The sequence below is a fragment of the Streptomyces sp. NPDC001985 genome (genome assembly GCF_040296845.1).
Lineage (GTDB): Bacteria > Actinomycetota > Actinomycetes > Streptomycetales > Streptomycetaceae > Streptomyces.
Genome location: NZ_JBEOYB010000007.1, coordinates 73758 through 86281, shown reverse-complemented (window position 1 = coordinate 86281; position 12524 = coordinate 73758). Strand labels below are relative to the sequence as shown.

8 protein-coding genes are annotated in these 12524 nt (G+C 74.9%); 1 reads left to right on the top strand and 7 read right to left on the bottom strand.

What is annotated here, in order from left to right; all coding sequences use genetic code 11:
* Positions 1–97 precede the first annotated feature (97 nt).
* Positions 98–1090 (top strand): methyltransferase domain-containing protein, encoded by a 993-nt coding sequence (locus tag ABT122_RS04820; protein ID WP_351545336.1) that lies wholly within the window; start codon positions 98–100, stop codon positions 1088–1090.
* 34 nt (positions 1091–1124) lie between these two features.
* On the opposite strand, the gene ABT122_RS04815 is transcribed toward ABT122_RS04820, so the two are convergent.
* From ABT122_RS04815 to ABT122_RS04785, 7 genes are all read right to left on the bottom strand, one after another.
* The gene (locus tag ABT122_RS04815) at positions 1125–2570 is read right to left on the bottom strand and encodes an FHA domain-containing protein (RefSeq protein WP_351545333.1); all 1446 of its coding nucleotides are present in this window, start codon (positions 2568–2570) and stop codon (positions 1125–1127) included.
* An 84-nt stretch (positions 2571–2654) separates the two neighbouring features.
* Positions 2655–3998: a vWA domain-containing protein gene (locus tag ABT122_RS04810; RefSeq protein WP_351545330.1), complete on the bottom strand. Its 1344-nt coding sequence runs from the start codon at positions 3996–3998 to the stop codon at positions 2655–2657.
* Positions 3999–4255: 257 nt separating this feature from the next.
* On the bottom strand, positions 4256–5797 hold the full coding sequence (locus ABT122_RS04805) for a PP2C family protein-serine/threonine phosphatase (RefSeq protein WP_351545329.1): 1542 nt from the start codon (positions 5795–5797) through the stop codon (positions 4256–4258).
* Between the two features lie 3 nt (positions 5798–5800).
* Positions 5801–8296 carry a serine/threonine-protein kinase gene (locus ABT122_RS04800; protein ID WP_351545493.1) on the bottom strand — a complete coding sequence of 832 codons (2496 nt, stop codon included), beginning with the start codon at positions 8294–8296 and terminating at the stop codon, positions 5801–5803.
* Between the two features lie 50 nt (positions 8297–8346).
* Entirely contained in the window at positions 8347–9687 is a 1341-nt protein-coding gene (locus ABT122_RS04795) for a coiled-coil domain-containing protein (RefSeq protein WP_351545326.1), read from the bottom strand.
* Between the two features lie 19 nt (positions 9688–9706).
* The gene (locus tag ABT122_RS04790; RefSeq protein WP_451068454.1) at positions 9707–10777 is read right to left on the bottom strand and encodes a glutamate ABC transporter substrate-binding protein; all 1071 of its coding nucleotides are present in this window, start codon (positions 10775–10777) and stop codon (positions 9707–9709) included.
* Between the two features lie 11 nt (positions 10778–10788).
* On the bottom strand, positions 10789–12120 hold the full coding sequence (locus ABT122_RS04785; protein ID WP_351545323.1) for a GlnX family signal transduction membrane protein: 1332 nt from the start codon (positions 12118–12120) through the stop codon (positions 10789–10791).
* Positions 12121–12524 lie beyond the last annotated feature (404 nt).

The following is a 12524-nucleotide window of genomic DNA, read 5'->3' as shown; positions in this document are numbered from 1 at the left end:
CGGAGGACTCCGGACCTAGGGCGCTTCTCGTGGATCTTGCCGGGCCCACCGGCCCGGGGTGCTCGCGTACCGGGCGGCGGGGCAGCACAGTGGAGGCATGGGTGCGAACGCGGAACCGTACGCCGGGCCGGGGGCCGAGGCCCGGGCGGCGATGGTGCGGCTGATCGTGGCCGACGGCGGGCTGACCGACCCCGCCTGGCGGCTCGCGTTCGAGGAGGTGCCCCGGCATCTGTTCGTCCCGTACTACTTCGTCAACCGGGCCGGAGGCCATGAGCGGCTCTGGCGCGAGGACCCCGACCCCGCGCGGCGGGAGCGCTGGCTGCGCGGTGCGTACGACGACGGGCCGCTCGCCACCCGGGTGCGCGACGGCGAGCTGATCTCCTCCAGCAGCCAGCCCTCGCTGATGGCCCGGATGCTCGACGCGCTGCGGGTGCGGCACGGCGACAGGGTGCTGGAGATCGGCGCGGGCACCGGGTACAACGCGGCGCTCCTCTCCCACCGGCTCGGCGACGACCGGATCACCACCATCGACATGGAGACGGAGATCACCGACTCGGCGCGGGCGCATCTGGCCCTCGCCGGCTTCCGTCCGACGGTGGTCACCGGCGACGGCGCGCGCGGCTGCCGCGAGCGCGCCCCCTTCGACAGGATCATCGCGACCTGCACCCTGCCGTACATCCCGTACGACTGGCTCGCGCAGTGCCGGCCGGACGCCCTGATCCTGGCGCCGCTCTCCACCGGACTGATCGCCCTGCGGGTACGGGACGGGGAAGGCGGCGGCGGGCCCAGCGCGGAGGGGCGCTTTCTGCGGACCTCCGCCTACTTCGTGCCGCTGCGGGGCGGTGACGCCGTGCCGGAGCGGGCCGGCGGGACACCGTCCCGCGGAGTACTGGAGAACGATCTCTTCCGGTTCCTGCTGACGCTGACCGGCGGGAGCCTCGGTCCGCGTGAGGCGCGGGCGCTCTGGGAGCGCGAGCGACGGCCGGCCCGGGAGCGGTTCGGGGTCACCGTCAGCGGCGGCCGGCAGTGGGCCTGGCTGGACGACCCCGACGGGCCGTACGCCTGGCCACTGGGCCGCCGCGACACGTGAGGCCGTGCCCCCGCGGGCTCCCGGGGTGGCCGGCTCAGCTCCTGCGCACGGTGATGGTCGTCCAGGCGCCGACGTGGACCCGGTCGCCGTCGTTCAGCGTGACGGGGACATAGGGCTGGATCGGCTCCTCCGCGCCGTTGATCGTCGTGCCGTTGGTGGAGTTCTGGTCGACGACTGCCCAGGTGCTGTCGGGCTGCTGCACCAGCACGGCGTGCTTGTGCGAGACCCCCGGGTCCTCCGGCGGCACCGACAGATCGATGTCGGGGGACTCTCCGGTGGAGTGGCGGCGGCGGCCGATGGTGATCTGGCTGCCGGTGAGCGTGAGGTGCTGCTCGGGGGAGTACGCGGGCAGGTTGAGGCCGGTGGCGTCGGGGCCGCTGCGCTGCATCATCGCCAGGAAGTAGTCGCGGTCGGGCGCGACGACGGCGGTCCAGCCGTCGGCCGCCGGATACGACGGCGGTGACTGGTGCTGCCCGGGCGCGGAGCCGGAACCGGGGCCGCCCTGCCCGCCCTGGCCCTGGCCCTGCTGCCCGGGGCCGCCGTGGTGCTGCCCCGGTCCCTGCGGGAAGGGCGACGACGGGCCGCTCTGGGGGAACGGGTGCTGGGGCGGGGACTGGTGCTGGTGCTGGGGCTGCTGGGAGTGCGGCTGCGGGGACGGTGACTGCGGCGACGGCGACGGCGGCTGCGGCTGCGGGGACTGGTGCTGGGACTGCGACGGCGGGGAGATCATCCAGTCGTCGGCCACCCCCGGCTGCTGCCGCTGGCGCTGCGGCGGCGCGAGCGGTGCGGACTGCTGCGGGTACCCGGGCGGCGGGTTCTGGTGCCCCTGCCCGGGGCCCGGGTGCTGCCCGGGACCGCCCTGCCGGCCCGGCGCGCCGTGCTGACCCTGCGCGCCGTGCTGACCCTGCGCGCCGTGCTGATCAGGTCCGCCGGGGTGCTGCGCGGGTCCGCCGGAGTGCTGCCCCGGTCCCTGGGGGAAGGGGGAGGGCGGGCCCGGCGGGAACGGCTGCTGTCCCGGCCGCTCGCCGAGCGGTTCGGCGGGCCGGTTGAGCTGCGAGGGCCGCGAGCCCTGGTACTCGTACGGATCGTGCCCCGGCCCGCGCGGCCCGGGCGGCGGCCCCTGGGGGCCGGGGCCCGGCGGGGGCGGCTGGTGGGTGAAACCGGACGGCAGATTCAGCCCGGGCGACGGCGAGTGCGGTGCCGGGGCTATCGGCGTGTAGGACGTCGCCGTGTGCGTCAGGAAGTTGTAGCGGCACTCCTCGCAGAACGGGGCCATGGCCTCGCGCGGGGTGCGGCACTGCGGGCACAGCTCCGCCTGGGCGGTGGCGTGCGGATCGCCCCCGGGGCCGGGGTATCCGTACCCGGGCCGGGGCGGCTGCGGCGCGGCCCCCGCGGAAGCGCCGGGGCCGGCCATGCGGTGTCCACAGACCTCGCACCAGTCGTCGGAACCCGACTGGTGTCCGTTCGGGCAGGTCGGCATGTCGGCGCTTCCCCCTCTCCTCGTCCGGCCCGCGGGCCGTCTCTTCGCTGTGTCGTACGTCCGGTCGGCGCCGCGGCGGAGCGGCTACTTCTTCACCCGGACCGTCTTCGTGGACCGGGTTTCGAGCGTCATCTCGTCCGCCTCGGCGACCTTCGCCTTCAGTCGCACAGTACCCGTCGCCGCGTCGACGACGTCGACCACCTTCGAAAGGAGTTTCGCGGTGTCCGCGTTTCCGGAGACCGCCGCGAGCTGCACGGCGCGTCCGAGCTTCGCCGTCGCCCCATCGATATCGCCCAGTTTGCGGGCATCCAGTCCTTGTTGGATGACGTGCGCGAGTTCCGCCTGGCCCGTGTAGTGCGCCACCTGGGGGTTGATGGAGGTGGAGGCGGCCATGTCGTCCGTCCAGACGGCCCTGATCAGCCCCTGGGAGAGCACATCGGGCGCCCCGCCGCCCGGGGCCGGGACGATCAGCGAGGCCCGGGCGGCCAGCATCTCCTGGCCGATGTTCGCCCGGGGCACCCACACACAGATGTGGTAGTCGCGGGACTCGTCGCCCCACGAGCCGGTCGGGTAGTCACCGGCCCGAGGGCCCGCCTCCGTGCGCCGGTCCGTCAGATCCGTGACGGTGGGCGCGACCTGCTTGACGAATCCGATCTCCACCCCGACCGGGGTCCAGAGCCGCAGCGTGACATCCGCGACCCCCTTGCCCATCGCGTTCTCCATCATGCCGGTGAAGTCGGCGGCCAGACCGGCCGGATCGGCCACGATGTCCGCGGTGCCGAGCAGCGCGGACGCTATCCCGGTGACCTCCTTGACCTCCCAGTCGGTGCCGACTCCGCGCGCGTCACAGGTGAACCGGCCCGTCACGGCGGAGAGCGCCGAGCGCAGCGCCTCCGGGCTCTCGTGCTCATTGCGTCCGTCGGTGAGCAGGATGCCGTGCCGGATATCGCCGGACGAGGCCGCCAGCAGGCGGTCCGCGAGGGTGAGCCAGGTACCGATCGCGGTGCCGCCGCCGGCGGTGAGCCGCCGCAGCGCGCTCTTCGCCTCCGCGCGGGTGCGGCCGTCGGCGACGGCGAGCCGGCCGCCGCCGGGGTAGGTCTCCACGGCCCGGTGGGTGCCGCCGACGACGGCGAACTCCACTCCGTCGCGGAGGGTGTCGATCGCGGCGGAGGTGGCGTCCCGCGCATGGCGCATCTTGGTCGCCGGATAGTCCATCGAACCCGAACAGTCCACCATGATCACCACGGCCGCGCCGGGCGCGGATGCGGACGCCGAGCTTCCCCGGAGCGGCGCACCGCCGCTGGTCCCGCCGCCGGTGGAGGCGACGGTCACGATCGCGTTCACCTCCCGGCCGCCCTCGGGCAGAAACTCGTTCTGGTAGACGTCGACCGAGAAGCGCGGCACCGGGGACTTGGAGAAATTGGCCATCTGATGGGCTCCTTGAGGCTCCGCTCGGGGAGAACTGAAGCGGCCGGGCACCCGTTGGTGCCCCTGCTGCGGGCGCCTCCCCCGTTGTCGGCGCCCGGCCGTTGTGCGCGGGCGGTGCGCCCGGTTGTCCGCCGCCGGGACCCGCCCGGCCGGTGCCGGGTCAGATCCGTGGGCGGGCCGGGTCCGTGCCGTGTCCCGTGGCCCCCTGGCCCGTGACCCCCTGGCCCGCGGCGCGTTGTCCCGTCACTCCCGTCCTGTCACTCCCGTCCCGTCACCGTGAACGGCACCACAGCCACGGTCACATTGTCGTGTCCGCCGCCGTCCAGCGCGTGTCCGACCAGCACCTGAGCGCTGTGCAGCGGCCGGGTCGCGGCGTCTGCCGGGATGGCGCGGGCCATCTCCTCGGCGCTCTCCGCGTAGTTCCACAGACCGTCGGTGCAGACCACGACCACGCCGTCGCGGTCCGGCTTGAAGGCGGCGGTGTGCGGGTCCAGCTCATAGGCGTCGGAGCCGAGCCAGCCGGTGATGGCGTGGGCGCGCTCGTCCGCGTACGCCTCCTGCTCGCTCATCAGGCCCGCGGCCACCATCTGGGCCGCCCAGGAGTCGTCCTCGGTGAGCCGGGCGGCGGGACCGCCGCGGTCGTCGGGCACCCAGTAGACGCGGCTGTCGCCGACCCAGCCGACAATCAGCAGGCCGCCGGCGCTGATGGCGCCGACGATGGTGCACGCGGGCGCGTTGAGCTGGTGACCCGGCGCGGGCTCGGCCGGTTCGCTCCGCGCGGGGCGGTCCGCGAGGGCGTCGACCGCGGCGGCGGCGGCGACGATGGCGTCCCGCATGGCCTGCTGGGGGTGGGTGCCCCGGGGCAGCTCCGCCAGCAGCAGGGCGTTGGCCGCCGCGGCGGCGGCCTGGGACGCCTCGTCGGGCCGGGTGGCCGATGACACCCCGTCACAGACGATCGCCACCACGGCGGGTGAGCCGTCCGGCAGGGCGGTGGTGGAGATCGCGAACGCGTCCTCGTTGCGGTGGTGGCGCAGCCCCCGGTCGCTGACGGCGGCCACCGGGCCCAGCTCACGCTCCATGTGGTCGCGCTCCTTCGGCTGGGCGTGGCCGCAGTTCTCGCAGTACCCGTCGGTGTCGACCCGGCCGCCCCGGCAGGCCACACAGACCTTGACGGCGGCGGGCGCGGGGGAGGGCACGGCGGCGGGCGGGGACGGGGTGCGCGGGTCGGCCGGAGTGCGCGGGTCCACCGCACCGGCCGCCGGTGCCGGTGCCGGTGTCCGCGGCGCGGGCAGCTCGAAGTCCCCACCGGCCCGGCCGGTGGCCCCGGGCTCGGCGGGCGGCGGAACGGGTGGCCCCGGCGGCGTGACCGGCCCGGGGGGTCCGTACGGGGCGGGTGTCCGCGCGGCCGGAGGGGCGGGGGGCGCCGGTACGCCGGGGCCCGGGGCGGCCGGACCGGAGCCGTGCGGGCCCGGGACGGCCGGCGGTACGGAGGGGTGCGGCGGGGCTCCCGGTCCGGCCGGGGGGTGTGCGGGGACCTCCGGCAGCGGCGGATACGGCCCCGCCGGAGCCGGAGCCGGAGCCGGATCGGGTCCCGGAGGGGCGGGGTTCGCCGGGGCGCGGGCGGCCGACCACGCCGCCGGGACCCCGATCGCCAGGGTCGGACGGTCGGGCCCCGGTGGCGCCGACCCCGCCGACAGGCCGTGTCCACACGCGCCGCAGAAGCGGTCGCCCTCCTCCAGGGGCTCCGCGCAAGCGGGGCACATCGGACCGGCGCCGGGCCGGTGCATCTGCGGCGACATCAATCACACCCACGTCCGGGGGCGGAAGCGGTTGGCTCGCTCCACCAGTTCCATCCGCTCCTCGCCCCGCTGGGCGAGCCGGGCGAGCACCCGGTAGGAGCGTTCCAGCCCGAAGCGCAGACCGCGTTCGTCCAGCGCGCTGCCGAGCAGCACGGCGGGGGCGGCCCGCGCGGCACGCTCCACCTGGGCGGTGGGCGCGCCGCTGGGCCGCGAAGTGCCCGCCGGCGCCGGTACGGACGGCTGAGTTCCGGGACTACCGGAGAGTACCCAGTCCAGGGCCGTGCCGAGTACCTCGGTGGACAACCGTTCCCGGCGCACCGCGTCCAGACCGAGGTCCTGGAGCGCCTCCACCTGTTCCGCCGAGGCCACCAGATCGTCCAGCAGCGGCTCCCGGACACCGCGCCCGCGCAGCCGCGCCCGTACCGCGGCGACCCGGGCGGCGGTGCAGTGGACGGACGCCTCCGGCACCGACTCCAGGGTGCGTACGGCGCCGGTGCGGTCGCCCGCCGCGAGCTGCACCCGCGCCAGGCCGAACGCGGCGCTGACATAGCTCGGGTCCGTCGTCCACACCAGCCGGTAGTACTCCGCGGCGTTGTCCGACTGGCCCAGTATCTCCGCGCACACCCCGAGCGCCAGCTTGGGCGCGGGCTCGCCCGGGAAGGCGTCGTAGACCGCGTCGAAGGAGAGCGCGGCGGCCTCGTTGTCCCCGGCGATCAGGGCGGTCAGACCCCGGTACCAGACGACCCGCCAGTCGTCCGAGTGCTTGCTCTCCAGCGCCGCGAGCGCCGTGGACGCGGTGGCCGCCTCACCCGTCTCCAGCCGGGCGCGCAGCTCGCGCAGCCTGCTCTCCGGGGACGGCGCGGGCACGGCGGCGAGCGCCGCGATCAGCTCGGCGGGGGCGGAGGCCACCAGACCGGCGAGGAAACCGGCGTTGGGGTCGGCCGGGTCGATCCGGGGCACGGGCAGCGCCAGCGCCACGGCCCGGGTGTCGCGCACCGCCGGCTCCGGAGCGGCCGGCCCGGCGCCGGACTCCGGCGCCCCGGCGGCCCCCCGGGCCCCGCGACCCCTCCGGGTCCGTGCGCCCAGCCGCGACACATCGTCGGTCCGCTCCGCGAACAGCTCCGTGTCCGGCACCCGCAGTTCGGGGCCGAAGAGGGTCGACAGCGCGGGCCGGGGACGGCCCGTCTGGAGCGCGACGACCTCCCGCAGCACCCCCGTGAGCTGCTCGGCCATCTCCTGCGCCGAGGAGAAACGCCGGGCCGGATCGGGGTCCGTCGCCCGCACCAGCAGCCGGTAGAACGACTCGTAGGCACGGAAGACCTCGACGTTCTCCGGGTCCGGCAGACTGTCCGCGAAGACATGGGTGTAGCCCTGGAAGTCGAAGGTCAGCACCGCCAGGGTGCGCGCCACCGTGTAGAGGTCGGAGGCGACCGAGGGCCCGGCGCTCGTGACCTCCGGGGCCTGGTAGCCGACCGTGCCGTAGATCGCCGACTCGTCGTCGTCCATCCGCCGGACGGCGCCCATGTCTATCAGCTTCAACTGGTCCTGCTGCTGGATGGCGTTGTCGACCTTGAAGTCGCAGTACAGCAGGTGACGGCTGTGCAGGTGCCCGAGCGCCTCCAGCGCCTCGATGCCGTACGCGCACGCCTGCTCCACGGGCAGCGGGTCGCGCCGTCCGGAGGGGTCCCTGCGGTCGTTCGCCAGCTCCTTCAGCGACTTGCCGCCCACGTACTCCATGACGATGTAGCCGTCGAGCGAACCGGTGCGCTGGTCGAGGTGCTCGACGAAGTTGTAGATGCGCACGATGTTGGAGTGCTCGATCTCGGCGAGGAAGCGGCGCTCGGATATCGCCGCGGCCATCGCGTCCTGGTCGCCCGTGTCCAGCAGGCCCTTGAGCACCACCCAGCGGTCCGAGACCGCCCGGTCCACGGCCAGATAGACCCAGCCGAGGCCGCCGTGGGCGAGACAGCCCGCCACCTCGTACTGACCGTGCACCACATCCCCGGCGGCGAGCTTGGGCACGAAGGAGTACGGATGGCCGCACCCGGTGCAGAACCCCTCCGTGCGCCCGGTCCGCCCGCCGCGCGAACGCCCCACCGGCACACCGCACTCGGCCCGTGAGCAGAACCGCTTCCGCTCGGGCACCTCCGGGTTCGCCATCACCGCCGCGCGGGGCTCCGGGCGCGGCACCTCCGGCACGGTGACCAGGCCCGCGCCCAGCCGGTTGCGGCTGGACGCGACCGTGGAGGTGCCGGAGCTGCGCACCGAGACCGAGCGGGTGGAGGTGCTGGACCCGGTCGCGGTGAGCGAGAGCCGCCCCGACACCGAACGGCGCGAGGAGGCGGGGCGCGAGGAAGCCCGCGAGGAGCGGGAGCCCCGGTGGACGGAGGTGGTGTCGCCGCTCAGCCGGCCCGCGCCCGCCGATGTGCCGGACGGCCCGGCCGCCGCGACCACGGGCGCGAGGCCGCAGGTGTCGCAGTACAGCTCGCCGCCGCCCATGTCCTCGTAACCGCCGTCGCAGCCCGGCCGCTGACAGCTCCGGTCCTCGCTCACGTGTCCCCTCCGCGGTCCTCGGGCCGGGACCGCCCCGGCTCCCGGTGGGTCAGGGCCTCCGCCGCCGCCTGCTGATAGCGCAGCACCGCCTGCTCGGCCACCCGCAGATCGCAGGGAGCGCTCCACAGCATCCGGCGGGCCGCGTCGTACCGCTCGATCAGCAGCGGGTCCTCCGCGAAGCCCAGACGGGCCACCTTCGCCCGGTACGCGTCCAGCCGGCCGCGCAGCTCAGCCCGCACCGCGAGCGGGGCGGTGACCGCCGTCAGCGACTCCCGGGCGCGGAGCAGTTCGTCCTCCGCCTCCCGCTCCAGGGCCTCCAGCAGCGGGGAGAGCCGGTGCCAGCGGGAGTGTCTGCGGTACTCCGCCGCCGTGCCGAGCCGCTCCTGAAGGGCGGTCGGCGGGCCGCTGACCGCGGGCACCTCCGACGCGGCGATCTTCGCCAGCACCTCGCCGCGCGCCACCCGGGCCTCGGCCAGGGTGCGGTCCGCGCGGGAGAGGACGTCCCGCAGCCGCATCAGCCGCTCCTCCGAGTCCTGCCGGACCCGCAGCACCGCCTCGATCTCCCGCCGGATGTCCTCCAGGGCCCGCGCCGCCCGGTCGTAGCGGTCGGTGTCGGGCCGCCCGCCGCCGGGCGCCGAACTGCCCTGAGCGGGACGCCAGAAGGCCAGCGGGTCGGAGATCACCCGCGCCCGGAGCGTGCCCAGCTCCTCGGTGATGGACTCCAGTTCGTCACCCGAGGGGTGCTCCCCGGGCCGTACGCCCACCGAGTGGGCGAGCGAGCGGGTGCGCTGGAGCTCGGCGGAGAGCAGATCGATCCGCGCGGGCAGCGCCGACCACACCGCGTCCGCCGTCACCACCACGTCCAGCGACGCGGCGTACAGATCGTTCATCCGGGCGACGAGCCGCTCCAGGGTGAACTGTTCCGACAGCCGGGCCGGCCCGGTGACCGAGGGCGGGGGGAGAGCGGCCGGGGACGCCAGGGTCACACCGCCGCCGCGCAGCCGCTCCGTCAGCTCCACCAGGTCCTCCCGGCTCGGCCAGCGGCGGCGCGACCGCAGCTCGCGGATGCCGGTGAGGGCGGCGCTGTACGCGTCGAAGTACTCCCAGAGCAGGGTTATCGCCTGCTCGGCGGAGGCCCACCGGTCCTTGGTGACCCCGGTCAGCTCGGCACCTTCGAGGAGCCTGCGGCCCGCGTGGTCCTGGAGCGCGAGCAGCGAGGTCTCGATCGCCTCGTGCTCGGCGACCAGGCGCGTCAGCGCCCGGTCCACCTCGTCCCGGTCCATCGTCGGCCCGGGGGCCCGCCCGCCGGAGCCGGGGGACGCTCCCGCGACTCCCATCGATCACCTCTTTCGTTCGTCAGCGCTGGTGGTACTTGGGCGCCGGGGGCCCCGATATGCCCGGCAGATCATCGGCCAGCAGCCGCTCGTACGCCTTCTGCCAGGCGCTCTCGCGGTACTCCTCCAGGACGTGGTTGACCCGGCGGACCACGTCGTCCTTGCCGAGTTCGGTGGCCACGCCGTAGTACTCGGTGGTGAAGGTCCGGCCCTTCAGGGCGACCGCCGGGTCCTGGGCCGCCTGGCCGGCGGCCAGGGCGTTGTCCGTGACGACGGCGTCGGCGAGGCCCTCCTGGAGCCGCACCAGACAGTCGAGCTGGTTGGGCACGGTGAGGATGTCCTCGTCGGCCGGGGTGCCGTCGTGCTTGTCCTTGAAGACCGCGCCGAAGGACTTCTTCTCCAGCGCGTCATAGGCGGTGGTGCCCTCGGCGGAGCAGACGCGCTTGCCCTTCAGCGAGGCGTTGTACCCGGTGATGGTGGAGTTCCGGGGGGCGAGGATCTGCTGCCCGACCTCGAAGTACGCGGTGGAGAAGGCGACCTGCCGAATCCGGGCGCAGTTGATCGTCATGGTGCGGACGATGATGTCCACGGTCTGGTTGTTCAGGGCTGGGACGCGCTGGTTGGTGGGGATGGCGCGGAAGATGACGGCGTCCGGTTCGCCGAGGATGTCCTGGGCGATGGCGCGGGCCAGTTCGATGTCGAAGCCCTTGAAGTCATCGGTGGCCGGGTCGCGGTAGCCCCAGCGGTAGCTGTTCTGGTCGACGCCGACGATCAGCTTTCCGCGCTTCTTGATCGCGTCGATGTTCGGCCCGTCGCCGGAGGACGCGGGGAGGGAGCGCTCCGGCTCGACGCAGGTGTCCGGCTCCGCGGGGGCCGCCGGGGCGACGGCGTGTCCGGCGCCGGTGATGGCGGTGCCCGCGCCCCGGGAGAGCGGCAGCAGGGTGACGGCGGCGGTCAGCGCGCAGGCCGCGGCCATTCCGGCGACCCCGCCCCAGCCGCGCAGACTCGGCCGGCGGGCCGCCCGGGGCCGGGGGCCGGTGCCGGGTCCGCCGATGCCCCCCGCTCCGGTGCCGTCGCTCGTCCCGTCCGTCATCTCTCCCCCTCTCACCGGTACTCCGCCAGTCTGCGGTTGACGCCGAGGATCGCGCCCGCGGCACCCAGCACCCCGAGCGCCGCCGCCCCGGCGGGCAGCCCGCCCAGGGCGTCCCGGCCGTCCCGGGCCGCCCGGCTGAACTCGCTCTGCTCGTGGGCGAGTGCCCGCTCCAGCGCCGCGTCCACCGTGTCGAAGGACTCGCCGGTGGAGTCCTCCGCCCCGATGACCTTCTTCAGGGCGCCCTCGTAGTTCCCGGCCCGGTCGGTCGTGCCGGCGTCCCGGTGCCGGGACTGCCACTCGCCCATGCCGGCCTCGGCGGCCTCGACGGGCGCACGGCCCGCGTCGTCGTCCGCCAGCCGCGCGGCCCGCTCCAGGCCCTCGCGAAGCTCGACCATCCCGGCGGCGTACTCCGTCTCGTACTTGTCGTTCCTGCCGTCGTCGGTGAGGACGGCGCCGCGCGCCACGAGCACGAGGTTCTCGTTGGCGCGGGCCTTGAGGGAGTCGATACGGGCGTCGTTGAGGACTCTCAGAGAGCTCTGGCCGTGCTCCCGCGCCTCGGTCAGCCGGTCGCGGGCCACGGTGTGGCCGGCGGCCAGCCACAGCAGGACGACGGTGGTGGCGGCGGTCGCGGCGAGCAGCCCGGGGTTGAACACCCGGTTGGTCCGCAGATACAGGCGCCGCTGGGACCAGCCGAGCCCGCCGAGCGCCAGCAGACCCGCCGCGAGGGAGAAGACGGGCCAGAAGGACGCCTTCTCGTCGTCCCGGTCGAGCCGGGCCGTCTCCGCGTCGTACAGCCTCTGGGCGGCGGGCAGCAGGACCTTGGTCATCTGCTCGTTGGCAAAGCGCAGATACGCGCCGCCGAGGGGGAGGCCCTGGCGGTTGTAGGCGCGGGCGGTCTCGATCCGGCCGGTGTAGACCGGGAGTTCCGCGTTGAGCGTGGTGATCTGGCGGCCGGACTCGCTGGCGGCGTCGGTGTTCGTCGCCGCCTTGACCAGGAGCCGGGAGGCGAGGGCGATGTCCTTCTCGTACCGCTCGCGGACGCCCGGGGGTTCTTTGACGGCGCCGGCCAGGAAGCCGCCGGCCGCGGCGGTGTCCGCGTCCGCGAGGGAGCGGTAGACGGAGGCGGCGTCGGCGCTCAGGGGCTGGCTGCGGCTCACCACGTCGTCGGCGGCGGAGGCGCGGTCGGAGACCTCCACGGCGGTGACCGCGCCGAAGGCGACGACCAGGGCGGCGAGGACCGCGCCGACGATCCGCAGCCGGCCGGGTTCGGTGGTGGTGGCGGTGCGGAGCCGTGAGCGGCCGGCGGGAAGGGGTGCGGGGCGCACCTGTGGTGGGTGTGTCATGTGACCTCCCCCTGGGTCGCTGACGGCGGCCCGCGGGCCGGCGGGTCGGAGGGGGTGTCCCCTTGGCGTGAAGTATGGCCGTCGTGACCGACAATCACAGCCTGTTGACTGGATCTTGTGGCGATCCGTGTGACATCCCCCTCCTGAATACGCCCCAGCCCCCTGATCGGTTCCCGCCCCCGGCGGGGGGAACCCTGCCGGGGGCAGCTCCGGGAGAGTCCGAGGACGACCCCCGCGCGACGGGCGGCCCGAGCGCAATCCCAGCCCGTCCGGCCTTTGAGGACGGCCCCTGCGCCACGGGTTGCCGCACCGGGCAAGACGCAGCCCGTCCCGCGTTTGAGGACGCCCCCTGCGCCACGGGCGGCCCGAGCAGTTTCAGCCCGCCCGGCGTTTGAGGACGGACC